The organism is Actinoplanes octamycinicus (assembly GCF_014205225.1).
Taxonomy (GTDB): domain Bacteria; phylum Actinomycetota; class Actinomycetes; order Mycobacteriales; family Micromonosporaceae; genus Actinoplanes; species Actinoplanes octamycinicus.
In genome coordinates this window covers 1,867,651-1,893,734 of record NZ_JACHNB010000001.1, presented here as the reverse complement: position 1 = coordinate 1,893,734, position 26,084 = coordinate 1,867,651, and the positions used below count along the sequence as shown (strand labels likewise).

At 70.8% G+C, this 26,084-nt stretch carries 24 protein-coding genes; 11 read left to right on the top strand and 13 right to left on the bottom strand.

What is annotated here, in order from left to right; translation table 11 throughout:
• The first annotated feature begins 1 nt into the window (after position 1).
• Together BJY16_RS08490 and BJY16_RS08485 are read left to right on the top strand one after the other, a co-directional pair.
• Positions 2 to 394: a hypothetical protein gene (locus BJY16_RS08490; protein ID WP_185038533.1), complete on the top strand. Its 393-nt coding sequence runs from the start codon at positions 2 to 4 to the stop codon at positions 392 to 394.
• Positions 395 to 409: 15 nt separating this feature from the next.
• Positions 410 to 583, top strand: a complete 174-nt coding sequence (locus BJY16_RS08485) for a hypothetical protein (protein WP_185038532.1) — start codon at positions 410 to 412, stop codon at positions 581 to 583.
• 13 nt (positions 584 to 596) lie between these two features.
• Here the strand turns inward: BJY16_RS08485 and BJY16_RS08480 are convergent, their stop codons facing one another.
• Together BJY16_RS08480 and fbaA are read right to left on the bottom strand one after the other, a co-directional pair.
• Positions 597 to 1,118, bottom strand: a complete 522-nt coding sequence (locus BJY16_RS08480; RefSeq protein WP_239177470.1) for a hypothetical protein — start codon at positions 1,116 to 1,118, stop codon at positions 597 to 599.
• 103 nt (positions 1,119 to 1,221) lie between these two features.
• Positions 1,222 to 2,526, bottom strand: a complete 1,305-nt coding sequence (gene fbaA / locus BJY16_RS08475; RefSeq protein WP_260418518.1) for a class II fructose-bisphosphate aldolase — start codon at positions 2,524 to 2,526, stop codon at positions 1,222 to 1,224.
• A gap of 59 nt (positions 2,527 to 2,585) precedes the next feature.
• On the opposite strand from fbaA, the gene BJY16_RS08470 reads away from it, so the two are divergent.
• The gene (locus BJY16_RS08470; protein ID WP_185038530.1) at positions 2,586 to 2,771 is read left to right on the top strand and encodes a hypothetical protein; all 186 of its coding nucleotides are present in this window, start codon (positions 2,586 to 2,588) and stop codon (positions 2,769 to 2,771) included.
• Here the strand turns inward: BJY16_RS08470 and BJY16_RS08465 are convergent.
• Together BJY16_RS08465 and BJY16_RS08460 are read right to left on the bottom strand one after the other, a co-directional pair.
• The gene (locus BJY16_RS08465; protein ID WP_185038529.1) at positions 2,762 to 3,802 is read right to left on the bottom strand and encodes an LCP family protein; all 1,041 of its coding nucleotides are present in this window, start codon (positions 3,800 to 3,802) and stop codon (positions 2,762 to 2,764) included. The two genes, BJY16_RS08470 and BJY16_RS08465, sit on opposite strands and share 10 nt — an antisense overlap.
• Entirely contained in the window at positions 3,799 to 4,281 is a 483-nt protein-coding gene (locus BJY16_RS08460) for a SigE family RNA polymerase sigma factor (protein WP_185038528.1), read from the bottom strand. Before BJY16_RS08460 ends, BJY16_RS08465 begins: the two co-directional genes overlap by 4 nt.
• 97 nt (positions 4,282 to 4,378) lie before the next feature.
• Between BJY16_RS08460 and BJY16_RS08455 the strand changes: the two genes are divergently transcribed.
• The 3 genes from BJY16_RS08455 to BJY16_RS08445 all read left to right on the top strand — a co-directional run bounded on the left by BJY16_RS08455 (position 4,379) and on the right by BJY16_RS08445 (position 9,168).
• Positions 4,379 to 5,740, top strand: a complete 1,362-nt coding sequence (locus tag BJY16_RS08455; RefSeq protein ID WP_185038527.1) for a 3' terminal RNA ribose 2'-O-methyltransferase Hen1 — start codon at positions 4,379 to 4,381, stop codon at positions 5,738 to 5,740.
• Positions 5,737 to 8,229, top strand: coding sequence for a polynucleotide kinase-phosphatase (locus BJY16_RS08450; RefSeq protein ID WP_185038526.1), 2,493 nt, complete (start codon positions 5,737 to 5,739; stop codon positions 8,227 to 8,229). The genes BJY16_RS08455 and BJY16_RS08450 overlap by 4 nt, the downstream gene beginning before the upstream one ends.
• Positions 8,230 to 8,349: 120 nt before the next feature.
• On the top strand, positions 8,350 to 9,168 hold the full coding sequence (locus BJY16_RS08445) for a DedA family protein (protein WP_185038525.1): 819 nt from the start codon (positions 8,350 to 8,352) through the stop codon (positions 9,166 to 9,168).
• Positions 9,169 to 9,407: 239 nt separating this feature from the next.
• Here BJY16_RS08445 and BJY16_RS08440 read toward each other — a convergent pair whose 3' ends face one another.
• The 4 genes from BJY16_RS08440 to BJY16_RS08425 all read right to left on the bottom strand — a co-directional run bounded on the left by BJY16_RS08440 (position 9,408) and on the right by BJY16_RS08425 (position 14,557).
• Positions 9,408 to 10,082 (bottom strand): class II aldolase/adducin family protein, encoded by a 675-nt coding sequence (locus BJY16_RS08440; protein ID WP_185038524.1) that lies wholly within the window; start codon positions 10,080 to 10,082, stop codon positions 9,408 to 9,410.
• 96 nt (positions 10,083 to 10,178) lie between these two features.
• Complete coding sequence (locus tag BJY16_RS08435; protein WP_014440216.1) at positions 10,179 to 10,556, bottom strand: ArsR/SmtB family transcription factor; 378 nt, start codon at positions 10,554 to 10,556, stop codon at positions 10,179 to 10,181.
• Positions 10,557 to 11,399: 843 nt separating this feature from the next.
• Positions 11,400 to 12,959: a hypothetical protein gene (locus BJY16_RS08430; RefSeq protein WP_185038523.1), complete on the bottom strand. Its 1,560-nt coding sequence runs from the start codon at positions 12,957 to 12,959 to the stop codon at positions 11,400 to 11,402.
• Positions 12,960 to 13,102: 143 nt separating this feature from the next.
• Positions 13,103 to 14,557, bottom strand: a complete 1,455-nt coding sequence (locus tag BJY16_RS08425; RefSeq protein ID WP_185038522.1) for a hypothetical protein — start codon at positions 14,555 to 14,557, stop codon at positions 13,103 to 13,105.
• A gap of 340 nt (positions 14,558 to 14,897) precedes the next feature.
• On the opposite strand from BJY16_RS08425, the gene BJY16_RS08420 reads away from it, so the two are divergent.
• On the top strand, positions 14,898 to 15,083 hold the full coding sequence (locus BJY16_RS08420) for a hypothetical protein (protein ID WP_185046994.1): 186 nt from the start codon (positions 14,898 to 14,900) through the stop codon (positions 15,081 to 15,083).
• 60 nt (positions 15,084 to 15,143) lie between these two features.
• On the opposite strand, the gene clpB is transcribed toward BJY16_RS08420, so the two are convergent.
• Positions 15,144 to 17,729 carry an ATP-dependent chaperone ClpB gene (gene clpB, locus BJY16_RS08415; RefSeq protein ID WP_185038521.1) on the bottom strand — a complete coding sequence of 862 codons (2,586 nt, stop codon included), beginning with the start codon at positions 17,727 to 17,729 and terminating at the stop codon, positions 15,144 to 15,146.
• A 144-nt stretch (positions 17,730 to 17,873) separates the two neighbouring features.
• Here clpB and BJY16_RS08410 point away from each other — a divergent pair, with 144 nt between their 5' ends.
• The 4 genes from BJY16_RS08410 (at position 17,874) to BJY16_RS08395 (ending at position 21,466) form a co-directional block, all read left to right on the top strand.
• On the top strand, positions 17,874 to 19,076 hold the full coding sequence (locus BJY16_RS08410; RefSeq protein ID WP_185038520.1) for a sugar efflux transporter: 1,203 nt from the start codon (positions 17,874 to 17,876) through the stop codon (positions 19,074 to 19,076).
• A gap of 44 nt (positions 19,077 to 19,120) precedes the next feature.
• Entirely contained in the window at positions 19,121 to 19,618 is a 498-nt protein-coding gene (locus BJY16_RS08405; RefSeq protein ID WP_185038519.1) for a cation:proton antiporter regulatory subunit, read from the top strand.
• Between the two features lie 6 nt (positions 19,619 to 19,624).
• Positions 19,625 to 20,833, top strand: coding sequence for a cation:proton antiporter (locus BJY16_RS08400; RefSeq protein ID WP_185038518.1), 1,209 nt, complete (start codon positions 19,625 to 19,627; stop codon positions 20,831 to 20,833).
• Positions 20,834 to 21,019: 186 nt separating this feature from the next.
• Complete coding sequence (locus tag BJY16_RS08395; RefSeq protein WP_185038517.1) at positions 21,020 to 21,466, top strand: hypothetical protein; 447 nt, start codon at positions 21,020 to 21,022, stop codon at positions 21,464 to 21,466.
• 51 nt (positions 21,467 to 21,517) lie between these two features.
• Here BJY16_RS08395 and BJY16_RS08390 read toward each other — a convergent pair whose 3' ends face one another.
• The 4 genes from BJY16_RS08390 to dnaK all read right to left on the bottom strand — a co-directional run bounded on the left by BJY16_RS08390 (position 21,518) and on the right by dnaK (position 25,722).
• Positions 21,518 to 21,961, bottom strand: coding sequence for a heat shock protein transcriptional repressor HspR (locus BJY16_RS08390; RefSeq protein ID WP_185038516.1), 444 nt, complete (start codon positions 21,959 to 21,961; stop codon positions 21,518 to 21,520).
• Between the two features lie 20 nt (positions 21,962 to 21,981).
• On the bottom strand, positions 21,982 to 23,181 hold the full coding sequence (gene dnaJ, locus BJY16_RS08385) for a molecular chaperone DnaJ (protein ID WP_185046336.1): 1,200 nt from the start codon (positions 23,179 to 23,181) through the stop codon (positions 21,982 to 21,984).
• Between the two features lie 91 nt (positions 23,182 to 23,272).
• The gene (grpE, locus tag BJY16_RS08380; protein WP_185038515.1) at positions 23,273 to 23,872 is read right to left on the bottom strand and encodes a nucleotide exchange factor GrpE; all 600 of its coding nucleotides are present in this window, start codon (positions 23,870 to 23,872) and stop codon (positions 23,273 to 23,275) included.
• Positions 23,869 to 25,722, bottom strand: a complete 1,854-nt coding sequence (gene dnaK, locus BJY16_RS08375; protein WP_185038514.1) for a molecular chaperone DnaK — start codon at positions 25,720 to 25,722, stop codon at positions 23,869 to 23,871. The genes grpE and dnaK overlap by 4 nt, the downstream gene beginning before the upstream one ends.
• Positions 25,723 to 26,084 lie beyond the last annotated feature (362 nt).

Below are 26,084 nucleotides of genomic sequence, written 5' to 3'. Positions count from 1 at the left end.
CATGGCGATTATCCTCCTGGTTCTGGTGGCCGTTGCGGCCATCGCACTCATGACGTTCGTGACCGGGCGGCAGCAGCGCCGTCCGGTCCAGCGCCGGCACCACCACAGCACGCGGGGCGGTGCCGGGACCGTGTTCTACGACACCCCGGATGGCGGGACCTCTTACACGGATTCGTCGCCGATCTACTCCGACGACAGCGGCGACCAGCACCACGGGCACGGACACGGGCACCACCACGACAGCGGGTCGTCCTCCTCGGGCGACAGCGGCTCCTCGTGGAGCGACGGCGGATCGTCGTCGTCCTGGGGTGACAGTGGATCGTCCTCGTGGGGTGACAGCGGGGGCAGCTCGTTCGGCGGCGGCGGAGACAGCGGCAGCAGCGGCAGTTACTGACACGAGGAGCACGACATGATGACGTTCCTGATCATCCTGCTGGGGGTGGTGGCCGGCTTCGCCGCCGCGGCCGCCTACAAGCGCCGGGGCAACAGCGGCGACCGGGGTCACCACGGTCCCGCGCAGACCGGCTACGAGAGCGGCGTGACCCGGCACAACGGCGACACCACCGGGATGGGCGGCCTCTGACCGGGGCTGCCGGTCAGGCGATGTGCACGCGGCGCCAGTGCACCGCCGGCAGGTCCGCCTCCGGTACGTCGGTGAGCCCGTTCTCGTCCATCGCGTTGTAGATCGCGAGGCGGGCGCCGTCGAACAGGAACTCGATCGCGTGCAGCACCCGGGGACGCCAGTCGGCCGTCGTGGTCCGCTCGATGACGTTGACCGCGCGGAGCGGGCGGCCCCGGGCCTTGCGCAGCGCGGTGTGCGGGTCGGACCGCCAGTCGAAGTGCTCGTACATGTCGATCGGGACCGACCGGTCGATCTGGTCCCAGGTGATCGCGCACTCATCGAATTTACGGTGAGTGATCTCGACGCGACTCAGTCCGAAGTCGAGGATGACCGGACCGTCGGCGAACCAGCCCCGCTGGGCGACATCCCAGAGCAGCCAGCTCGATCGCAGTCTCCGGCCGATCAGCCGCACGAACATGTGTCGATGCGTGGCGGCGAGGGCCTCGGCATCGTGATGCCACTCGGGTTTCCAGCCCTCGATAGCGAGCACGATCACCGTCCCTTGATCAAGACCGCACGATCGTACCCATGTCGTTGCGTAACCACGCAAGACAACAGCGGCCGGTCCCCGCCAACGGGGACCGGCCGCTGCCGGTGGATTACTTCGAGAGAGTGGTTCCGGTCGACCGGAGGTGCTCGCACGCCTCGACGACGCGCTTGGCCAGACCGTTCTCGGCGAGCTTGCCCCAGGCGCGCGGGTCGTACGCCTTCTTGTTGCCGACCTCGCCGTCCACCTTCAGCACACCGTCGTAGTTGCGCATGATGTGGTCGACGACCGGGCGGGTGAACGCGTACTGCGTGTCGGTGTCGATGTTCATCTTCACCACGCCGTAGTCCAGGGCGCCGTGGATCTCCGAGAGCAGCGAGCCGGAGCCGCCGTGGAAGACCAGGTCGAGCGGCTTCTCCTTGCCGTACTTCGCGCCGATCGCGTCCTGGATCTCCTTGAGGATCTCCGGGCGCAGCTTGACGTTGCCCGGCTTGTAGACGCCGTGCACGTTGCCGAAGGTCAGCGCGGTCAGGTAGCGGCCCCGCTCGCCCAGGCCCAGCTTGGCGGCGGTGGCCAGGCCGTCCTCGACGGTCGAGTACAGCTTGTCGTCGATCGCGGCGGAGACGCCGTCCTCCTCGCCACCGACGACGCCGACCTCGATCTCCAGGATGATCTTCGCAGCCGCGGCGGCGGCCAGCAGCTCCTCGGCGATCTCCAGGTTCTCCTCCAGCGGCACGGCCGAGCCGTCCCACATGTGCGACTGGAACAGCGGGGCCAGGCCCTTGTTGACCCGCTCCTGCGAGATCGCGATCAGCGGACGGACGTACTTGTCCAGCTTGTCCTTGGGGCAGTGGTCGGTGTGCAGCGCGATGTTGACCGGGTAGTTCTTGGCGACCTCGGTGGCGTACTCGGCCAGCGCGACCGCACCCGTGATCATGTTCTTGATCGTCGGGCCGGACGCGTACTCCGCGCCACCGGTGGAGATCTGAACGATGCCGTCGCTGCCGGCCTCCGCGAAGCCCTGCAGGGCCGCGTTGAGGGTCTGCGAGGACGTCACGTTGATCGCCGGGTAGGCGAACGCGCCGGCCTTGGCGCGATCGAGCATTTCGGCGTAGACCTCGGGAGAAGCGATAGGCATCGGTGCGCTCCTTGCTATTGCATGCGGGCAGCAGAGGGCAGGACCGCGCTGTCCTCCAGCAGGCAGTATTCCGCAGTCGCGGTGCGTAACGGAAATCGCCCCGAAATTCGCTCCCCGGGCCTGACGTAACCGGCGAAACGGAACCGCCGCGGTGCGCGGTATGCCCCTGTGCCGACCGCATCGTGCCTGGTGCTGACGCAGCTGCCGACAGACGCGCCGGTGGCGGGCGGACCCGCCACCGTCGGTGACCCCGCGGGCCGGTGCCGGTTTGTGCGGCATCCGAGCGGGCATGCGCGCACCATGAGACAGGAGCCGGCGACACGAGAGGGGAGCCGAGGATGACCCGCCTGATGGAGGAAGCCGACCTGGAGACACCCGAGGTGGACGCCGCCGAGCAGGCGGTGAGCGCGGTCCCGGCCTGGCAGGACGACGAGCCGGACGAGCCGCCGACGTTCACCGAGGCGAACGAGTGGGACGCCACGGAGCAGCACCGCATCGTCGAGTTCGACGACGACTACCGCTGACCGGCCGGCTGGCGGGACACCAGCCGGGGGTTGGCGGTGGCCCACTCCTCGAGCCGATCGTCACGGATCGCCTGGTACAGGCTTTTCCCCACGATCGGATAGATCTCCTCGCCCGAGGCCCGGCTGGCGAAGGAGGGCTCGCGGATCCCGATCACCTCGGGTCTGCCGAGCGCCTCGACGACCCGCAGCAGACCGGCCAGGTCTCCGTCGATCCGGACGCCGTCCCGCGCCGCGGCCAGCAACCGGCGCAGCTGGGCCGGATCCACCGCGCCGCCGGCGGTCAGCTTGCCGGTCAGGGCGCGGAGAAACTTCTGAGCATTCTCGTCGCGGTCGTAGGAACCGTTCGGCAGACCGATCCGGGCTCGCAGCAACGGCGTGACATCGTCCCCGCCGATGTGGTGGCAGCCCGCGGGGAAGCCCTTGCGCCCGAACGCCGGCGGGATCGTCCCGTGCAGGCACATCGTCACGCCACCGACCGCCTCGGTCACCGCGCTCAGGGCGGTGAGGTCGACCACCACCGCGGCATCCGGCTCGATCCCGGTCAGCCTCGTCACGGTCTGGGCGGTCAGCCGCGGACCACCCAGCGTCAGCGTCTTGTTGAGCTTGTCGGTGCCGTGACCGGGGATGTCGACGATCCCGTCACGGGGCAGGCTCACCATCCACGCCGCGCCGCGGTCGGCCGGCACGTGCAGCAGCATGACGGTGTCCGCCCGCGCGGACGCCTCACCGAGCCGGAGATCACTGCCGATCAGCAGCACGTCGACCGGGCCGGTGACCGGGGCCGCCGAGCCCACCGCCGCGGTCACCTCCCCGGCCGGCGGCTCGCCGTGTCCCCAGCCGCGGACCGCGATCGGCAGACCGACGCCGGCGAGCAGCACCGCGGCGGCCGCCCCGATCACCCGCTGCCTGGCACGGCGGCGCTTCACCCGTACCCAAGCGAAGTCGATGCGGTCGCGCACCGGCGCCGGATCCGGAACCAGCGCCTCGTGCCGCTCGAAGGCGGCGCGCAGCTCCTCTTCCACCTTGCTCATCGGGCCTCCACCAGCTCGGCGCGAAGCGCGTCGAGCCCTCGCGAGATGGACGATCGCACCGTCCCGACGGCGCAGCCGAGAATGTCGGCGATCTCCTGGTCGGGCAGGTCCTCGTAATAGCGCAGGACCAGGGCGGCGCGCTGCCGGCGGGGCAGCCGGGCCAGCAGCGACCAGACCCGGTCCCGCTCGGCGCTCTCGGCCGCATGGTCGGTGGGCGCCGCGACCACCGGGTCCGGATCGGCCCGCAACAGCACCCGGCGCCACCAGGAGGCGCGACGCGACTCGATGAACTGGTTGGTCATGATCCGGCGGACGTAACCGTCCGGCGAGTCGCTGCGGGCCACCCGGCGCCAGTGCAGCTGGACCCGGAGCATGGTCTCCTGCACCAGGTCCTGCGCGGCGGTGGGGTCGCCGGTCAGCATGACGGCATAGCGCAGCAACGCGCTGAGCCGGCTGTCGGCGAATTCCTCGTAGGTCACGGGCACCTCCGCTCCTACGACGGGACCGGGCACCGGAATCATTGCGGCCGCCGGCAAATCGATCGCCCGGATCTCCCGGCGCTGTCACCATCGACGCGTGCTGCTCACCGTGACGACCACCCACCGGCCCGCCACCGACCTGGGGTTCCTGCTGGTCAAACACCCCGACCGGGTCCATCAGTTCGACATGCCCACCGGTACGGCGTACGTCATGTTCCCGGAGGCCACCGAGGAGCGCTGCACCGCGGCCCTGATGCTGGACGTCGATCCGCAGAAGCTGCGCGCCCGCGCCGACGCCTTCGAGCTGAGCCAGTACGTGAACGACCGCCCCTACGCCGCGTCCAGCCTGCTGGCCAGCGCCCTCTCCAAGGTCTTCCGCAGCGCCCAGCGCGGCACTTCGAAGGACCGCCCCGAGCTGACCGGCCGGGCGATCCCGCTGGAGATCCGGGTGCCGGTGCTGCGCGGCACCACCGACCTGGTCACCCGCCTGTTCGCCCCGCTCGGGTGGACGGTGACCGCCACCCCGATCGCGCTGGAGCCGGAGATCGGCGGCGACAGCCGGTACGTCGACCTGACCCTGGCCGGCACGCTCCGCCTCGCCGACGCGCTCAACCACCTCTACGTGCTGCTCCCGGTGCTGGACGACGGCAAGCACTACTGGGTCGCCCCGGACGAGATCGAGAAGCTGCTCCGGTCCGGCGCCGGCTGGCTGGCCGGCCACCCGGAGAAGGTGCTGATCGCCCGGCGCTACCTGGCGCACCGCAAGTCGCTGGCCACCACCGCGCTGGAGTTGCTCGACGCCGACCAGCCGGTGACCGAGGAGGAGGCCGAGCTGCCGGTGGCCCGCAAGGCGCCGCTGGCCGCGCAGCGCCGGGACGCGGTGCTCGCCGCGCTGGCCGAGGCCGGCGCCACCCGGGTGCTGGACCTGGGCTGCGGCCCGGGCGCGCTGCTCACCGCCCTGCTCAAGGAGTCGCGGTTCACCGAGATCGTCGGGGCGGACGTCTCCTCCCGGGCGCTCGACCAGGCGGCCCGCCGGTTGCGGCTGGACCGGATGCCGCAGCGGCAGCGGGACCGGATCAAGCTGATCCAGACCGCGCTGACCTATCACGACGACCGGCTCAGCGGTTACGACGCGGCGGTGCTGATGGAGGTGATCGAGCATGTCGACCTGCCTCGCCTGCCGGCCCTGGAGGCCAGCGTGTTCGGCCGTGCCCGGCCCGGCGCCGTCGTGGTGACCACGCCCAACGTCGAGTACAACGTGCACTACGAGGGGCTGACCGGGATGCGGCACTCGGACCATCGCTTCGAGTGGACCCGTGCCGAGTTCGCCACCTGGGCCGGCGATGTCGCCACGCGGTACGGCTACACGGTGACCATCCGCGGCGTCGGCGACGAGGACGAGACCACCGGCGCGCCCACCCAGTTGGCACTCTTCACGAAGGCGGAGGTGACCGCATGATCGACATCCCTGAGCTCAGCCTGGTCGTGCTCGTCGGCATCTCCGGATCCGGCAAGTCGACGTTCGCCCGCACCCACTTCGCGCCGACCCAGGTGCTCTCCTCGGACTTCTTCCGGGGCCTGGTCGCCGACGACGAGAACGACCAGTCCGCCTCCGCGGACGCCTTCGAGGTGCTGCACTACGTGGCCGGCAAGCGGCTGGCCGCCGGCCGGCTGACCGTGGTGGACGCCACCAACCTGCAGACCCATGCCCGGGCCGCGCTGATCAAGGTGGCCCGCGAGCACGACGTGCTGCCGGTGGTGATCGTCCTGGACGTGCCGGAGTCGCTCGCCTGGGAGCGCACGCAGGCCCGGCCGGACCGGACCTTCGACCGCCGGGTCCTCACCCGGATGCATCGTGACCTGCGACGTTCGCTGGGTCAGCTGGCCCGGGAGGGTTTCCGCAAGGTGCACGTGCTGCGCGGCGAGGAGGAGATCGCCGGCGCGGAGATCCGCTACGAGAAGCTGTTCAACGACCGGCGCGACGAACACGGCCCGTTCGACATCGTCGGCGACGTGCACGGCTGCCGCGCCGAGCTGGAGACCCTGCTCACCAAGCTGGGCTACGCGCTGGTCCGCGACGACGCCGGCCGCCCGGTCGACGCCGCGCACCCGGAGGGGCGTAAGGCCGTCTTCGTCGGTGACCTCGTCGACCGCGGCCCGGACTCGCCGGGCGTGCTGCGCCTGGTGATGGGCATGGTCGGGGCCGGCCACGCGATCTGCGTGCCGGGCAACCACGAGCAGAAGCTGGCCCGCAAGCTGAACGGGCGCAACGTGCAGCTCACCCACGGCCTGCCGGAGACGCTGGAGCAGCTGGCCGCCGAGCCGGACGAGTTCGTCACCGAGGTGCGCTCCTTCATCGAGGGCCTGGTCAGTCACTACGTGCTGGACGACGGCAAGCTGGTGGTGGCGCACGCCGGGCTGAAGGAGGCCTACCACGGGCGGGCCTCCGGCCGGGTGCGCAGCTTCGCGCTCTACGGCGAGACCACCGGCGAGACCGACGAGTACGGCCTGCCGGTCCGCTACCCGTGGGCCCAGGAGTACCGGGGTTCCGCCGCCGTCGTCTACGGCCACGTGCCGACCCCGCGTGCCGAGTGGCTGAACAACACCATCTGCCTGGACACCGGGTGCGTCTTCGGCGGGGCGCTGACCGCGCTGCGCTGGCCGGAGCGGGAGCTGGTCGACACCCCGGCCGCGAAGGAGTACTACGCGCCGGTCCGGCCGCTGTTCACCACCGCGGCGGAGCCGGACCGCGGGCTGGACATCGCCGACGTCACCGGCCGCAAACACCTGGATTACGGGTACGGCCGGACCACCGTCCCGGCCGAGAACGCCGCGGCCGCCCTGGAGGTGATGGGCCGGTTCGCCGTCGACCCGGAGACCCTGATCTGGCTGCCGCCGACGATGGCGCCGTGCTCCAGCTCGACCGTCGACGGCTTCCTGGAGCACCCGTCGTCCGCCTTCGCCGACCTGCGCGCGGCCGGCGTCGACCGGGTGGTCTGCGAGGAGAAGCACATGGGCTCGCGGGCCGTGGTCCGGGTCTCGGCGTCCGGCGAGGGCGACGCGATCTGGACCCGGACCGGCCGCCCGTTCTTCGGACCGGAGCTGACCGGGCCGCTGCTGGCCCGGGTCCGGACCGCGGTGGCGCCGATCCTGGCCGAGCTGGAGACCGGGTGGCTGCTCCTGGACACCGAGCTGCTGCCCTGGTCGGCGAAGGCGGGCAGCCTGATCCGGGAGCACTACGCCGGGGTCGGCGCGGCCGGCCGGGCCGCGCTGCCGGCAGCCCGGGAGGTGCTCGACCGGGTGGCCGCCCGGGGGCTGGACGTGGCGGCGCTGCGGGACCGGATCGACCTGCGCTCGGCGGAGATCGACGGCTACTCGGCGGCGTACCGGGCGTACGTGAAACCGACCGCCGGCCTGACCGGGATCACGCTCGCGCCGTTCGCGGTGCTGGCCGGCGCCGGGGTGTCGTTCGCGGGCAAGGACCACGGCTGGCACCTGGCGATCGCGGACCGCCTGGTGGCCGCCGACCCGGAGCTGTTCACCCCGACCCGGCGGATGGTGCTCGACCTGGCCGACCCGGCCGCCGAGGCGGAGGCCGTGGACTGGTGGCTGACCCTGACCGGGGCCGGCGGTGAGGGCATGGTGGTCAAGCCGTTCGCCGGGCTCGCCGCGGTGGACGGCAAGGGCCGGCTGGTGCAGCCCGGGGTGAAGTGCCGCGGCCGGGAGTACCTGCGGATCATCTACGGTCCGGAGTACACCCGGCCGGAGCAGCTGGACCGGCTCCGGCAGCGGAACCTGGGCCGCAAGCGGAACCTGGCGCTGCGCGAGCACGGGCTGGGCCTGGCCGCGCTGGACCGGCTGGCCGAGGGCGCGCCGTCCTGGCGGGTGCACGAGCTGGTCTTCGCGATCCTGGCAGCGGAGTCGGAACCGGTCGATCCCCGGCTCTGAGCCCGAACGGGGGCACCGGTCGCACTCCGGGCCGGCGCCCCCGTTTCCGCCCGGTGACCACAAGGTATCCACAGCAGTCGTACAGGTTTGGCCGGTGGCAGGGCCGGTACCCTGCATGGCGTGGACATCCGTGCGCTCACCGAGCAGCTCGCCCTGAACCCGCTGGATGCGGCGGAACTGCTGCACACGTTCGGCCTTTACGGCGTGTGGGCCATCCTCTTCGCGGAGACCGGCCTGCTGGTCGGCTTCTTCTTCCCCGGCGACTCGCTGCTGTTCCTGGCGGGCATCGCGGCGTCCCCGGTGGCTGACGCGCTGTTCGGCGACGGGACCCGGATCTCGCTGGCCGGCCTGCTGATCGGCGCGCCGATCTGCGCGATCGTCGGCGCCCAGTTCGGTCACTGGCTCGGCGCGAAATACGGCCGCCGGATGTTCGATCGTCCCGACTCCAAGCTGTTCAAGCGGGAGTACGTGGAGAAGGCCGAGCACTACTTCCAGAAGTTCGGCCCGGCCAAGGCCGTGGTCCTGGCCCGGTTCATCCCGATTGTCCGGACCTTCCTGAACCCGGTGGCCGGCGCCCTCGGCATGCCGGCCCGCCAGTTCTTCGTGTGGAACGTGGTCGGCGCGATCCTCTGGACCGACGGCGTGATGCTGATCGGCTACGCCCTGGCCAAGCAGATCTTCGACGCCGTCGGCGAGCACATCGACCGCTACATCCTGCCGGTGGTCGTGCTGATCGTGCTGATCTCCGCACTGCCGATCTTCATCGAGATCATCCGGGAGCGGCGGGCGAAGAAGAACGGCACCGCTCCGGGTCCGACGCCGGCCGCCGCGGTCGGCGTGGTGGCCGCGGCCAGCATCGCCGGGCTCGCCGAGGCGGTCACCCAGCACGACGACGACGAGGACCACAACCGCAGGCCCCGCTCGCACCGCCGCGCCTGATCCGTCCACCACTCGGCCGGTCCCGCTCCCCGGGGCCGGCCGACGTGTCTCCACCGGCGGCACCCGACCCCTCAAGATCAAGATCCGCTTCGCGTACGCGCTGGGCACGGCGCTGCCGACGCATGCCCATCGGGGCGCGCGCCGGTCGTACCGTCAAGCCTGGGGTTTGATCGTGAAGCGGACGACGCAAATCCAGCCGGCCGTAGGGATGGCCGGCTGGCAGCGTCAGTGCGGTCCCGCTAAACCGTGACCACGGCGGAACCGGAGAGCCGGTCCAGGAACGCCTCCGGGCAGTCCCGGAGATTTTCCAACCGGCCGGCGGCCAGCGCCTTGTAGGTCAGCGCCGCCGCCTCCTCGAGGTTGCGCGCGCGTTTGTGCGCCAGTTCCACCGAGTCGCCCATCACCACACACCCGTGCTGGCTGAGCACCAGACAGTCGGTGCCGTCCGAGGCCATCGCCGCGGTCAGCGCGGCCAGCTCGGTGGTGCCGGGCAACCGGAACGGCACCGTCGACACCCGGCGCAGATAGAACGCGTGGTCGGTGGTGACGATCCGGATGTGCTCGCCGAGCGCGTCCAGCAGCAACGCGGTCTGCGGGTGCAGGTGCACCACGGCGTTGACGTCCGGCCGGGCGCGGTAGAGCGCGAGATGCAACGCCAGCTCGCTGGTCGGCTCGATGCGCGGCGGCGGCAGGCTGCCGACCGTCGCGGGTTCACCGTCCGTGATCCGGACCGGCGCGAAGCTGGCCCGGCTCAGCCGGTCGAGCCAGGCGCCGCTGGCGGTGACCCAGATGGCCTCCTCGTCCGGAATCCGGGCGGACAGATTGCCGCCGGATCCGCACACGAGGCCGGCCTGGACCACGTCGTAACCCACGTGCGCGAGCTGATCACGCAGGTCACCAGGGACGTAGTTCACCCGATCCTCCTCGAATCGCCAGGGGTGGCCAGGGAAGAGGTCCTCGGCCTGGCGTCACGCCCCCATGTTCCAGTGACGCCAGGCAGTGCCCATCGATCAGCGAGCCTTCTTCGTCGCCCGCTTGCGGGGCGGCGTCAGCAGGTCGGCGATGGTCGCGATGGCGGTCGGCACCAGGCGGTAGTACGCCCAGACTCCCCGCTTCTCCCGCTCCAGCAGACCCGCCTCGGTCAGGATCCGCAGGTGGTGACTCACAGTCGGCTGCGAGAGGCCCAGCGGGGCCGTCAGGTCGCAGACACACGCCTCACCGTCCGTCGCGGACTGGATGAGGCTCAGCAGCCGCAGCCGGGCCGGGTCGGCGAGCGCCTTGAGCACTCCCGCCAGGCGCTCGGCGTCGGCGCGTTCAATCGGCTCACCGGCAAGCGGCGAGATCTGAGGCATAGTCATTTCCGCCAACGCAGTTCCCACGATCTCCATCCTTCCACCAACTGCATCGATTCTCCTGCATGTGAGCAGGAACGAACCGGCTAACTTTCAGGCCGTAAGGCCGACGTCGATCGCCGTGTCGGTCAACCCCGGGCGCGGGCCGGAGCTCCGAACCGCACCACTCATCCGATCAACCTTTCCGCCAACACCGACTTCGGTCTCTGCCTCCTGCAACGCCTCAGCCGCCATCTGGTCGCTACCCATCCGTGTCGAGCTCTCGATCCCCTTCTCGGGAGTGAGCCAACCCACATTGTCAATTCATCGATTGTTTCGGCTCACCGACCCAGAACGATGACTCGGCACGGAACGCGTCGACACCATCACGCCACGCTGCGCGATCAACGGGTCGCTACGCGCCTCACGACCCGATGAAAGCACGACGCCACGCTGTGCGACGGGCAATTCAGTGATGAATTTACCCAGGTCGTGCCGTGCTTCCATGACATCGAGCGTACTGGCTAGAAGGAAACCGGAATCTTTCGCCCCGCCGGGACGGAACGGAACTATTGACCCAGGGCCCTACATGACTCTGTAAACAAGGTTTACCGATCGGACAACGGATCTCGACCTTTCCGGCGACCATAGATGCAGCTCAAAGCACCTAACACCGCCACGGTACCCAGTCATCCCTCCAGATGACCTGGTAGCCGCGCTGTGAGAGTGCTGTGAGCCTCGGAAATCACGTTTGTCCATCCAGGCGAAAACACCCACCGGACGGCCGATCTCCTGCTATCCGGACAGCCGATCGGGTGACAGTGAAGGAAACCGTCTGTACCCGTTCGAGTGACCCACAGTCGTCGATACGGAACCGGATCTAGGCAGGTGCCGACAAGGTCACTCGGACGGCCGGCGCCAGTATTCGTCATCGGATCCAGGCGCGGGCCGGTTCACCACCGGATCACCCGACCGGGGCACGAGCCCACTGTGGCCACCGCCACTCTGCGTAGCCGATTGCGATCCCGTTTCATGTCCTGAACCGTGCGTCACACCGCCCGACGATCGCTCATCCCAGCCGGATGATCCTTCCGGGACGTTCGGAGAGCCCGCCGGAGGTCCATCGACAGCGCCCTCAGTCGGCAACCCGACCGCCCCACCGGCGCCCGCCCCACCCCCGTCCGCAGCCGAGCCACCCGCAGCCGAGCCGGAACCACTCACAGCCGAGCCGGAACCACTCACAGCCGAGCCGGAACCACTCACAGCCGGAGCCACGCCGCCCGCAGCCAAGCCGGAACCGTTCCCGGCCGGAGCCACGCCGCCCGCAGCCGAGCCAGAACCACTCACGGCCGGAGCCACGCCGCCTGCCGCCGAGCCAGAACCACTCACGGCCGGCGATCCCGGCGGCGCATAGGGAGAAGACTGCCCCGCGGGCCCGTAGGGCGACGGAGCCGCCGCGGGACTGCCTCCGGGGACCCCGGGATAGGGCGTCCCATAAGGAGAGTGCGTCGGAGCGCCGTGAGGGGTGCCATAGGGCCCGGGCGCTGCCGGGGCGACAGGCGAGCCGAACGAGGACGGCTGCCCGGTCGCTGCGGAAGGCTGGCCAGGGAACGAAGGGGGTTGCCCGGGGAAAGCGGCCGGCTGACCGGGAAAAGCGGTCGGCTGACCGGCGGGCTGGGAGGACTGATCGGGAAACGCGGACGGCTGCCCCGGGAACGCGGACGGCTGACCGGGAAAGCCGGATTGCTGCCCCGGGAAGCCCGACTGCTGACCAGGGAAGCCGGGGTGCTGACCGGGGAAGCCCGACTGCTGACCAGGGAAGCCGGGGTGCTGACCGGGGAAGGTCGGCTGCTGGCCGGGGAACGCGGGCTGGTGGCCGGGGAACGGGTGGCCGGTGGGTGCGGGGCGCGGGGCGTAGCCGAAGAAGGTGCGCGGGGCGGTCAGGAGCATGGCGCCGACGGCCAGGTAGCCGAGGACCTGCAGGGCGCAGACCACCACGTTGAGGCCGATCCAGCCCTCCGGATAGGCGGAGCCCAGCGCGTCACCGATCGAACCCGGCACCGGGTCGCCGGAACGCTGCACCAGCACCGTGGTCAACGACCCGAGCCCGCCCAGCACGCCGAGACCGCACACCACCAGCGCGGTGATCCGGGCCACCCGGCTGCCCCGGCGCAGTGCCAGGCCGAGCACCACGAAGAGCGCGAAGGCCAGGATCGACAGCACCGCGGCGAGCGCGGCATCGAGCCAGATCACCGACACGAAGTTGTCCGCCTCGGCGCCGGACGCCGCATCGCGGAAGCGGCTGACCGCGCTGGCGGCGACCGCGACGGTGGCGATCGCATAGCCGAGGCCGGCCGCGCCCATCAGCCAGAGCAGGGCGGACGCGGTCGTCACCGCCGGCGGCCGGGCCCCGGTGTGCGGCGGTGGCGCGGTGACGGGCGGCTGGGCGGCGTAGGACATCGATGGCTCCCGCGGTGGTCGGCTGGGCACGAACCTACCCGGTGAGCGGGCCCTGACGTGGGCGGACCGGCACGCCTGTGGACAAACGAACCGGCCCGCCTGTGGACAGACGGGCCGGTTCGGCGATCAGGGTGCGGGATGGGTCAGGCCGGATCCTGCGGCGGGCGGCGCTCCTCAGCGGGCGGCGGCGCCTGCTCGTGGTGAGGCGAGGGCGAGCCGTGCTCCGGCTGGACGGCAGGCCGCTCCTGCTCCGGCTGGGCCACGGGCTGATCCCGCTCCGATTGGGCGGGCCGGTCCTGCGCCGGCTGAGCAAAAGGCCGGTCCGGCTCCGGCTGAGCGAAAGGCTGGGGCTGCGCCGGCTGGGCGAAGGGCTGGGCCGGCGCCGGCTGGGCAACGGGCCGGTCCTGCTCCGGCTGGGCGAAGGGCTGGGCCGGCCCCGGGGCGGCCTGCGGCGCGGGATCGGCCGCGGGCGCTTCCGCAGCCGGCCGGGGCGCCTCCGGAGCGGTCCCCGGGATTCCCGAGGTGGGCGGAGCGGCCTCGGGCGCGGGCGGCACCTGCCACGGATCGCTGGGCGGCCCCAGCTCGGCAGGCGTCGGCGAGTGACCCGGAGCCGGCTGCCACGGCGAAGGTGTCCCCGGCTGCGGGTACGCCCCCGGATAACCGGGCTGCCCCGGGTATGCCGCACCGGGCTGCCCCGGGTACCCGGCACCGGGCTGCCCCGGATAACCCGCACCGGGCTGTCCCGGATAGGCGGCCGGCTGCCCCGGATAGGGCGAAGATCCGCCCCCGGGATATCCCGGCGTCTGACCGGGATAACCGGGCGCCCCACCCGACGTCTGACCGGGATAACCGGGCGCCTCCCCGGAAGTCTGCCCCGGATAGGGCGGCAACCCCGGCACCGGCTGCCCCGGCTGCCCGAACCCCGGCTGCCCCCCACCCGGCTGCCCGTACCCACCGGGATACGACGGCCCGTACCCCGCCGGATACGGCCCCCACCCGGCCACCGGCCGCTTGAAGAACCGGTTCGACGGCGGCACCGCCAGCAGGATGATCACCGCGATCAGCGCCCCGAGCGTGAACAGCGTGAACAGCACCCCGACCGACTCGAACCAGTCCGGCACCACGTCGGCGAGCCGCGCGTCCAGCTCCCGCTGGCTGGGCAGCCGGTCCAGCCCGGTGGAGCTCTCGCTGGCCACCGTGGCGAACTGGGTGACCAATACGATCGCGGTGTACGGCACCACCACGGCGCAGCACATCAGCAGGCCGGCCACGATCCAGGTGATCACCCGGGACGGCTGCTTGCCGCGCAGGTTGAAGATGCCGAGCAGGGCCAGGCCGACCGCGATGATCAGGTAGATCACGATGGTCATCACCGACAGTGAGGTGATGCCCGGCCCGAAGTCCTCGAACTCGGTGCCGCTGTACTCCTGCGCGTAGACGTCACCAGCGCCGTTGAGGGCGGAGAAGGTGAGAATCGCGTAACCCACCTGAGCCGCCGCGATCACGAAGAGCAGCACGGATGAGATCGTCACGGTGGCCGGTCGCCGGGGTGGCGGCGGCGCCCCGAGGTACGGCGACGGGTACGTGGGAACGGTCACAGAGTCCTCCTCTAGATCCGTTCACGGTATCGGCCGGAGGCCAGGTCCCGCGACCGGCGTACACGCTCCGCGACGCTGTGACAGCATCGGGCGACGATGACGCTTATGCCTGCTGACCGGGTCGCTCGTTCGAGGGGCGGCAACGCTGGACGCCAGCACCTAAACTTCGAGGGCGTGGCGTCCGGCAGGCACCTGAGACCTCCAGCGACGCCCGCTGCCCGCACGAGTCGCCCGCCCCGCTCACCCATCGCCGGGGCCGAGGCAGACCGCTGCCGGGCACCTTCCCGATTGCGCCGGCCGCGTGACCACACCGCGGCCGCCCCAGACCTGACAAGGACCGGTGAGTCCCATGCCGCACGCCGACACCCTGACCGTCGTTCACCATGACGACACCCGGACCCGTTTCAAGGACGTCCGCTATCAACTCCATCGGGACGGGATCAGGATCTGGTCCGCTGAGGGCGAGCACGCCATCACGGACGTCCTGATGACCCACGCCTACCGGCACCGCGAGACCGCCGCATAGGACGACCGCGAGACCGCCGCATGAGAAAGGGGCCCCGGACGGGGCCCCTTTTCCCTTGTCTCAGCCGCGCTGCACGGCCAGCCCGTCGAACGTCTCGTTGAGCGAGACCACCACGGTGTCCCCGTCCCGGATCTCCCCGGCCAGCAACGCTCTGGCCAGCAGGTCACCGATGGTGGCCTGGACCAGCCGCCGCAGCGGGCGGGCGCCGTAGATCGGGTCGTACCCGTGCTCGCCCAGCCACTCCACCGCCTGATCGGTCACGAAGAGGGTGAGCCGCCGCTCGGCGAGCCGGGCGCGCAGCCGGCCGAGCTGGATGTCCACGATCTGGGTCAGGTCGTCCTTGGTCAGGGCGTGGAAGACCACGATGTCGTCCAGCCGGTTCAGGAACTCCGGCTTGAAGTGGGCCCGGACCACGGCCAGCACCTCGTCCTGCCGCTCCTCGTCGCTCATCGTGAAGTCGGCGGTCGACGAGCCCAGGTTCGAGGTCAGCACCAGGATGGCGTTGCGGAAGTCGACGGTCCGGCCCTGGCCGTCGGTGAGCCGCCCGTCGTCGAGCACCTGGAGCAGCACGTCGAAGACGTCCGGGTGGGCTTTCTCCACCTCGTCGAGCAGCACCACGCTGTACGGCCGGCGGCGCACCGCCTCGGTCAGCTGGCCACCCTCCTCGTAGCCGACGTAGCCGGGCGGGGCGCCGACCAGCCGGGCGACCGAGTGCTTCTCGCCGTACTCGCTCATGTCGATCCGGACCATCGCCCGCTCGTCGTCGAAGAGGAATCCGGCCAGCGCCTTGGCCAGCTCGGTCTTGCCGACGCCGGTCGGGCCGAGGAAGAGGAAGCTGCCGGTGGGCCGGTCCGGGTCGGCGATGCCGGCCCGGGCGCGCCGGACCGCGCTGGCCACCGCGGCCACCGCCTCGCTCTGCCCGACCACCTTGGCCTGCAGCGACTCCTCCATGCGGAGCAGCTTGGCGGTCTCGCCCTCCATCATCCGGCCGGCCGGGATGCCGGTCCACGAGGAGATCACCTCGGCGATGTCGTCGGCGCCGACCTCCTCCTTGACCATCGGCGGCTCGGCGCTCTCCTCCTCGGACTCGGCGGCCGCCTCGATCCCTTTCTCCAGGGCCGGGATCACCTCGTAGAGCAGCCGGGAGGCCTCCAGCAGGTCGCCGTCGCGCTGGGCCCGCTCCTGGGCCGCCTTGGCCTCGTCGAGCTGCTTCTTCAGCTCACCGACCCGGTTCAGCCCGCCGCGCTCGCGCTCCCAGCGCGCGTTCAGCGCGGTCAGCTCCTCCTCGCGGTCGGCCAGGTCGCGCTCCAGCCGGGCCAGCCGGTCCATCGAGGCCGGGTCGGTCTCCTTCTCCAGCGCGAGTTTCTCCACCCGCATCCGGTCGACCTGCCGCTGCAGCTGGTCCAGCTCGACCGGCCGGGAGTCGATCTCCATGCGCAGCCGGGAGGCGGCCTCGTCGATCAGGTCGATCGCCTTGTCCGGCAGGAACCGGTCGCTGATGTAGCGGTCGGACAGGCTGGCCGCGGCGACCAGCGCGGCGTCGGTGATCTGCACCCGGTGGTGCGCCTCGTAACGCCCCTTGAGCCCGCGCAGGATGCCGATGGTGTCCTCGACGGTCGGCTCGCCGACCACCACCGGCTGGAAGCGCCGCTCCAGGGCCGGGTCCTTCTCGATGTGCTCGCGGTACTCGTCCAGCGTGGTGGCGCCGACCATCCGCAGCTCACCGCGGGCCAGCATCGGCTTGAGCATGTTGCCGGCGTCCATCGAGCCCTCGCCCTTGCCGGCGCCGACCACCGTGTGCAGCTCGTCGAGGAACGTCACGACCTGGCCGTTGGAGCTGCGGATCTCCTCCAGCACGCTCTTGAGCCGCTCCTCGAACTGGCCGCGGTACTGCGCGCCGGCCACCATCGCGCCGAGGTCGAGGGAGACCAGTTTCTTGTCGCGCAGCGTCTCCGGCACGTCGCCGGCCACGATCCGCTGGGCCAGGCCCTCGACGATCGCGGTCTTGCCGACACCGGGCTCGCCGATCAGGACGGGATTGTTCTTGGTACGCCGGGACAGCACCTGCACCACGCGCCGGATCTCGGCGTCCCGCCCGATCACCGGGTCGATCTTGCCCTCGCGGGCCAGCGCGGTCAGGTCGACGCTGTACTTCTCCAGCGACTTGTAGGTCTGCTCCGGGTCGGCGTTGGTCACCTTCCGATCCCCGCCACGGACCTGCGGGAACGCGGCGACCAGCGTCTCCTCGCCGGCGCCGGCGTCCTTGAGCGCCCGGCTCACCGCGCCGCCGGTGCGGGCCAGGCCGGCCAGCAGGTGCTCGGTCGAGATGTACTCGTCGCCGAGCGGCTTGGCGATCAGCTCGGCCTCGCCGATCGCGTTGACGAACTCCCGGGACAGGCTCGGCTCAGCCGTGCTCGCCCCGCGGGCGCTGGGCAGTTGCTCGATCGCGCGGGCGGCGGCCCGGCGCACGTCGGCCGGGTTGGACCCGACGGCGCGCAGCAGTGCGGGCGCGGTGGACCCGGCGGTGTCCAGCAGCGACAACAACATGTGCCACGGCTCCACCGTGGCGTGTCCGCTCCGGGCGGCATTGGCCACCGCGCCGGTGATCACGTCGCGGCTCTTGGTGGTCAAACGTTCGGCGTTCATGAGCTCCCCTGATCGACTTCCCACCGGGTGTAACCCCACGAGAGTTGAGCCTAATCCACTCAACTTTAACTCGCCGGTGGCAACCCCGCGTGATGGTCACCACCTGCGAAAGCGCTCTCCCCTGATCAGCCGTAGGTTGGGTTGGTGACGCGCCTCCTGTCGCGGCGGCTGCTCCCGCTCGGCTTCATCTTTCTCGCCTCCGGGGTGGCAACCGCGGTGGTCGGCCCGTTCCTGGGGTTGTTCCTCAGCACCGCGGTGCACGCGAACCCGTTCCAGGTCTCCGTGTTCCTGATCGTCGCCTCGCTCTCCGGGGTGGCGATGTCGCAGGTGATCGGCCGGATCTCGGACCGCCGCCCGATCCGGCGCATGTTGCTCATCGCCGCCGCCCTGGCCGGCGCGGCCGGCAGCGGGCTCACCTCGATGATCCGGGACTACTGGGTGCTGCTGGCGCTGACCGTCACCGCGACGGCCTTCGCCGGCTCGTTCTACCCGCAGTCCTTCGCCTATGCCCGCCAGGTGCTGGCCAGCGACGACCCGGGCCGCGCCGCGATGGGGATCAGCGCGCTGCGCACGGTCTTCTCGATCGCCTGGGTCGGCGGTCCGCCGCTGGCCGCGATTCTTCTGGACAAAACCGATTTCCGGTACGTCTACGGCACCGCCGCGGTCCTCTACCTGGTCGCCGCTCTGATCGCCGTGCGCTGGCTGCCCGAGATCGAGGCGCCGGCGAGCGCACCGGCGGAGGACGGCGTCCGGGTCCGGCCGCCCCGCGCCATCTACCCGATCATCGGCGGCTTCGTCCTGCTCACCACCACGATGGTGCTCGGCGTGCAGGCGATGTCCCTGTTCGTCAGCACCGACCTGCACGGCTCGGTGGGTGACGCGGGCCTGATCCTCGGGCTGTGCGCGGCCCTGGAGATCCCGCTGATGCTCGGCTTCGGCGCGCTCAGCACCCGGATCCCGCTGCGCCGGCTGATCCTGGCCGGCACGGTGTGCGCGGTGGCCTACCAGGTGGTGGCGGCGACCGCCCAGTCGATCGGGATGCTGGCCGCCGGCCAGGTGCTGAACGCGCTGTTCATCGCGGCCACCTCGGGGATGGGCATCTCCTACGTCCAGGAGATGATGCCGGCGCACCCGGGCCGGGTGACCACGATGTTCACCAACACCTTCCCGCTCGGGAACATCCTGGCGGCCCCGCTCTTCGGCATCGCGCAGGAGCACGGCTACCGCCTGGCGTACGGAATGAATCTGGTCCTGGCCGTCCTCGGCCTGATCCTCCTGCTGGTGGCCAAGCCACCGGCGGTCCCGGCGGCCGCGCCGCTCGCCGAGATGAACGCCGACCGGGACTGACCGACTGCGACGAAAGTCACGCCCGCCGGGCTAACGTGGAGATCGTGCGCGTACGGGTGGAACAGACTCCGCTGCCGGGAATCGGCGTCCGACACGACCTGGTCACGACCTCCGGGCGGACCGTCGGGGTGGTCTCGCACCGCAGCGGTCGTCGCGACCTGGTCCTCTACGACGTGGACGACCCGGATTCCTGCCTCGCCTCGATCCCGCTGACCGACGACGAGGCGGAGGCCCTGGCCGACGTGCTCGGCGCGTCGCTGATGCTGGGCCAGCTGGCCGGGCTGCGCCAGCAGGCGGCCGGCCTGCTGACCGAGCAGATCGCGCTGCCGGCCGGCTCGCCGTTCGTCGGCCGGCGGCTCGGCGACACCCGGGCCCGCACCCGCACCAGCGCGTCGATCGTGGCGGTGCTGCGCGACCGCGAAGTCATCCCGTCCCCCGGCCCGACCTTCCTGTTCGAGGCGAACGACGTGGTCGTCGCGGTCGGCACCCGCGACGGGCTGGACGGCGTGACCGCCATCCTGGCCGGCGACACCGACGGCTGAGTTGTCGTGCATGCCTCCACGGTCCTGCTCATCGAGATCGGGGCGCTGCTGTTCGGCCTCGGCATGCTCGGCCGGATGGGACGCCGTTTCGGGCTCTCCCCGATCCCGCTCTACCTGCTGGCCGGGCTGTTCTTCGGGCACGGTGGCCTGATCCCGCTGTCGGCCAGCGAGGAGTTCATCGCGATCGGCGCCCAGATCGGGGTGATCCTGCTCCTGGTCATGCTCGGTCTGGAGTACTCGGCCGACGAGCTGGTCGGCAACCTGCGCTCGGCGGCGCCGGCCGGCGTGCTCGACATGCTGCTCAACGCGCTGCCCGGCGCCCTGTTCGCGGTGCTGCTCGGCTGGGATCTGAAGGCGGCACTGGTGCTCGCCGGGATCACCTGGGTGTCCTCCTCCGGGGTGATCGCCAAGGTGCTCGGCGACCTGGGCCGGCTCGGTAACCGGGAGACCCCGGTGATCCTGTCGGTGCTGGTCATCGAGGACCTGGCGATGGCGTTCTACCTGCCGATCGTGACCGCGGTGCTGGCCGGCGTGGGCCTGCTGGGCGGGCTGAGCACGCTCGGCGTCGCGGTGGTCACGGTGATCGCGGTGCTGGTGGTGGCGATCCGCTACGGCGGCACGATCAGCCGGTTCATGTCGGTGAAGGATCCGGAGGCGCTGCTGCTCAGCGTCCTCGGGCTGACCCTGTTCGTGGCCGGGGTGGCCGCCGAGCTGAAGGTCTCCGAGGCGGTCGGCGCGTTCCTGGTCGGCATCGCGCTGTCCGGGCCGGTCGCGCACCACGCCACCGAGATGCTGTCGCCGCTGCGGGACCTGTTCGCGGCGGTGTTCTTCGTCTTCTTCGGGCTCTCCACCGACCCGGCCGACATGCCGCCGGTGCTGCTGCCGGCGCTCGGCCTGGCGGTACTGACCATGCTGACCAAGGTGGCCACCGGATACCTCGCCGCCCGGCGGGCCTGGATCGCGCTGCCCGGCCGGTTGCGGGCCGGGCTGGCGCTCACCCCGCGCGGCGAGTTCTCGGTCGTGATCGCCGGGCTCGCGGTGGCCTCCGGGGTGGAGCCGAAGCTCGCCCCGCTCGCCACCGCGTACGTGTTGATCACCGTCGTCTCCGGGCCGATGCTGGCCCGTCTCCCGGACTACGCCTGGTTCAAGAACCTGGTCCGGCGCCGGATGGCGGCGCGACGTACGACACAGAAACCCCTGCCCAGCGCCGAGTGACCCGGACAACAGCGCTGCCCGCAAAAAGTTACTGTCCAGTATCTGAATGTGAACTCTTGACACTTCCGTTCACTGGTTGATCGCGCTACCGTTGCGCCGCGACAACTCTGTGTATTGGGACGTCCGACACGCGCGACGCACGGTGTGACCCGGATCGCGCTCGGACGGATGAATGAGGCGGCGGCGTTGAGCGTGCGTGAGGCGACTTTCCTGGGGTTCCAGAACCCCGTCGATCCCCGGCCGGGTGAGATCGAGGCGTGGGCCTACCACCCCGAGTCGGTACCGCTGAGCACGATGCCACGGGACTGGGATTTGCTGATCTCCGGTGACGTGCTCGGCCCGACGCTGTTCGAGCTGGCCATGGACCGGCAGTGCCCGGCCAGGCGGTTCGCACAGCACTGCATGTACATCTACGCGGCGGACGGTGTCCGGCAGAACGCGACGAACCAGCGCAAGCGGCGGCTCAAGAAGTGGGTGGAGCGCGCCGAGGAGGTCGGCGACGAGCCGATGCAGATCTGGGCGCACAACACCCGGGTCCTGATGACCCGGCCGGAGCTGTTCGACCACCACGACTGGATGGAGGGCGGCCTGGTGCGCAACCCGCGCCGGCTCGGCCTTTTCAACCGGCGGTAATCGGCAGGTAACTACAAGTAGTGACGGCGGCCCTCATCGGGGCCGCCGTCGCTATCTGTCCGGGGATCGGCGCGGGCGCCACACCACCAGCGCCGTGGAGTGGTTCTCCTGGCGGACCAGGTCACCCCGTCCGGCGTACGGGTTCATCGCCTCCAGCTGGGCGATCCGCGCGTACGCGTCGGCCAGCTGCTGCTCCAGCTCGGCGACCCGCTGCTGCAGGTCACCGGCCATCTGCTCGAGGCCGATGATCCGTTTGATGCCGGCCAGGTTGACGCCGTCCTCCTGGCTCAGCCGCTGCACCTCGCGGAGCAGCGCCACGTCCCGTTCGCTGTACCGCCGGCCGCCGCCACCGGCACGACCGGGCTGCACCAGGCCGAGCCGGTCGTACTGGCGCAGGGTCTGCGGGTGCATCCCGGCCAGCCGGGCGGCCACCGAGATGATCAGGACCTTCGCGTCGGAGGCCTGCTCGACCGAGATGTGGATCTCCTCATACATGTGCCACCTCCGAAGGCTCCCTAGCCGGCCTTGCGCACGCGCGCCTCAAGCCGCTCCCGCCCCGCGGGCGGGGTGAGTTTCGCGAATTTCTCCAGCGCGTCCCGAGCCTCGCCGGTCACGCCGGACGGGATCTGCACGTCGACCGTGACGATCAGATCGCCGGCCTGGCCCTCCTTGCGGACCACGCCCTTGCCCCGGGCGCGCAGCTTGCGGCCGCTCGGCGTGCCGGCCGGCACCCGCAGCGTGACCGGGCTGTCCAGGGTCGGCACCCGCAGGTCGGTACCGAGCACGGCCTCCGCCACACTGATCGGGACGGTCAGCGTGAGGTCGTCCCCGCTGCGCCCGAACAGCTCGTCCGGACGCACCTTGACCTGCACGTACAGGTCGCCGGCCGGACCACCGCGGTCGCCCGGCTCGCCCCGGCCGCTGAGCCGGATCCGCTGCCCGTCGGCGACGCCGGCCGGGAAGCGCACGTTGATCGTCCGGGTCTTGGTGACCCCGCCGGTGCCCCGGCACTCCGGGCACTTCTCGTCGACGATGCTGCCCGAGCCCTGACAGTCCCGGCACGGCTCGGAGAAGCTGAACGAACCCTGGTTGCTGGAGACCAGGCCGGTGCCGTGACATTTCGCGCAGGAACGCGGGGTGGTGCCGGGCTTGGCCCCGGAGCCGTGGCAGGTGTCGCAGGCGCCCGGGGTGCGCAACGTCAGCGGCAGCGTGGTGCCCCGCACGGCCTGCGCGAAGTCCAGCGTCACCTCGGTCTCCACGTCCCGGCCGCGCTGCGGGCCGCGCCGCCCGGCGGGGGTGCCGGCGCCGCCGCCACCCGAGAAGATCGAGCTGAAGATGTCGGAGAAGCCGGTGCCGCCGAACCGGCGGTCCGCCCCGCCACCCGCCGCGCCCGCCCCGGTGAAACCACCGAACAGGTCGGACGGGTCGAACTGGGCGCCGCCACCGGGACGGCCCGCGCCACGGCGGAACGCGCCGGAGCCGAACAGGGAGCGCATCTCGTCGTACTCTTTGCGCTTCTTGTCGTCGGCCAGCACGTCATAGGCCTCGGACGCGGCCTTGAACTTCTCCTCCGCCTCCTTGTTGTCCGGATTGCGGTCCGGGTGCAGGTCGCGGGCGAGTTTCCGGTACGCCTTCTTGATCTCGTCGGTTGAGGCGGACTTGTTCACGCCGAGAACGGCGTAGAAGTCCTTCTCGAGCCAGTCCTTCGAGCTCAGTTGGTCCACCTCCTCGACAGATGACGGGTTTCCCGCTGATGGGCTCTGTCCCGCCCGCCGGCGGACCGGCGGGCGGGACAGGATCGGAAACTCACTCGGGGTCGGCGACGGCGACCATCGCCGGGCGCAGCAGCCGCTCGCCCAGCGTGTAACCGCGGCGCATCACCTCGACGCAGGTCGGCTCCGTGACGTCCGCGGACGTCTGGTGCGCGACCGCCTCGTGCCGGTTCGGGTCGAAGGGGTCACCCTTCTCGCCGAACGCGACCAGGCCGAGCTTGCCGGTCGCCGCGGTGAGCTGCTCCGCCACCGAGGCGAACGGCCCGACCAGGTCGCCGTGCTCGCGGGCCCGGTCGATGTCGTCCAGCACCGGCAGCAGGGCGGTGAGCACCGCGCCGGTGGTCTGCTCGGCAGCCGCACCCCGGTCCCGGTCCACCCGCTTGCGGTAGTTGGCGTACTCCGCCGTCACCCGCTGCAGGTCGTGGGTCCGCTCGTCGAGCTCGCCGCGCAGGGCCGTCAACTCGGCACCGAGGCCGGGCTGGGACTCCTCGACCACCTGAACCGCGTCCTCCTCGTCGGGCGCGCGGTGCGCGCCACGCTTCTTGGGAGCCTCGTCGGCCGTCGAGTCGATCTCGCCCTGGATGACTTCCCGCTCGGTCGCCGGACCGCCGTTCTCGTCGTCCTTGACGCTCACTTCTTGTCGTCCTCCACGATCTCGGCGTCGACCACGTCGTCGCCGCCCGCGGCCGGGCCGGCGCCGGTCGCGCCACCCGGGGCGCCGGCGCCCTCGGGACCGGCCTGCGGGGCCTCACCCTGCGAGTAGAGCAGCGAGCCGGCCTCCTGGGAGACCTGCGAGAGCCGCTCGTGCGCCGACTTGATCTTCTCGATGTCGGTACCGCCGAGCGCGCCGCGCAGCTCGCCGAGCGCCTCGCTGATCTTGTTCTTGCTGTCCTCGGGGAGCTTGTCGCCGCTCTCCGCCAGGAACTTCTCGGTCTGCCACTGCAGCTGCTCGGCGAGGTTGCGGGCCTCCGCGTCCTCACGCCGCTTCTTGTCGTCCTCGGCGTGCGACTCGGCGTCGCGCATCATCCGCTCGATGTCCTCCTTCGGCAGCGCGGAGCCGCCGGTGATGGTCATCTTCTGCTCCTTGCCGGTGCCCAGGTCCTTGGCGGACACGTGCACGATGCCGTTCGCGTCGATGTCGAAGGAGACCTCGATCTGCGGCACGCCGCGCGGGGCCGGCGCGATGCCGGACAGCTCGAAGGTGCCGAGCTTCTTGTTGTACGCCGCCATCTCGCGCTCACCCTGGTAGACCTGGATCAGCACGGAGGGCTGGTTGTCGTCCGCCGTGGTGTAGACCTCGGAGCGGTGCGCCGGGATGGTGGTGTTGCGCTCCACCAGCTTGTGCATGATGCCGCCCTTGGTCTCGATGCCCAGCGACAGCGGGGTGACATCGAGCAGCAGGACGTCCTTGACCTCGCCCTTGAGCACACCGGCCTGCAGCGCCGCACCGACCGCGACGACCTCGTCCGGGTTGACGCCCTTGTTCGGGTCCTTGCCGGTCATGCTCTTGACCAGCTCGGCGACGGCCGGCATCCGGGTCGAGCCGCCGACCAGGATGACGTGGTCGATGTCGGCGAGCTTGACGTCGGCGTCCTTGATCGCGGACTCGAACGGGCCCTTGCAGCGGTCCAGCAGGTCCTGCGTCATCCGCTGGAACTCGGCCCGGGACAGCGAGGTGTCCAGGTGCAGCGGGCCGTTCGCCCCGGCGGTGATGTAGGGCAGGTTGATGCTGGTGGTGGTGGCGGCGGACAGCTCGATCTTGGCCTTCTCCGCGGCCTCGCGCAGACGCTGCAGGGCCATCTTGTCCTGGGACAGGTCGATGCCGTGCTCGCCACGGAACGTCTTCACCAGGTGGTCGATGATCCGCTGGTCCCAGTCGTCACCACCGAGGTGGTTGTCACCGGAGGTGGACTTGACCTCGATGACGCCGTCGCCCAGCTCCAGCAGCGAGACGTCGAAGGTGCCGCCACCCAGGTCGAAGACCAGGACGGTCTGCTCCTTGGAACCCTTGTCCAGGCCGTAGGCCAGCGCCGCCGCGGTCGGCTCGTTCACGATCCGCAGGACGTTGAGCCCGGCGATCTCGCCGGCCTCCTTGGTGGCCTGGCGCTGCGCGTCGTTGAAGTACGCCGGGACGGTGATCACCGCGTCGGTGATCGTCTCGCCCAGGTACGCCTCGGAGTCGCGCTTCAGCTTCATCAGCACCCGCGCGGAGATCTCCTGCGGGGTGTACTTCTTACCGTCGATGTCGATCGACCAGTTGGTGCCGATCTCCCGCTTCACCGAGCGAATCGTCCGGTCCGGGTTGGTCACTGCCTGACGCTTGGCGACCTCGCCGACGAGCACCTCGCCGTTCCGGGCGAAGGCGACGATCGACGGCGTCGTCCGCGAGCCCTCCGCGTTGGCGACGACGGTGGGCTCGCCTCCTTCCAGAACGCTGACGCAGGAGTTCGTGGTGCCGAGGTCGATGCCGACCGCACGTGCCATGGTGTTCCTCGCTTCGTTACCGGCTGGTCCGTACAGGGTTGAGTGGAACCGACTCAATGATGCCACGGGTCCGCTAACCGTCAAATCGAAGTTGAGCCGGAGCGACGCAAGTCCACGCTGCGCGCCTAATCACCTACATACCTGTCCGGTCACGGCATACCGGTTCCCGTTGCCGGGCCTGGATAGATCGTGCACGCTATTTCCGTGACTACGCACGGAGACGCGGTCGGTCCGTCGGCCCTATCCGCCGTCCCCGCCGCATCAAACACGAAAGACCAGGTCAGCTCGGCGCGCGCAGACCTTTCCGATGGTACGGGGACGGTCCCGGCCCGTCTGGCGAACAAGGAGAACGCCATCACCGC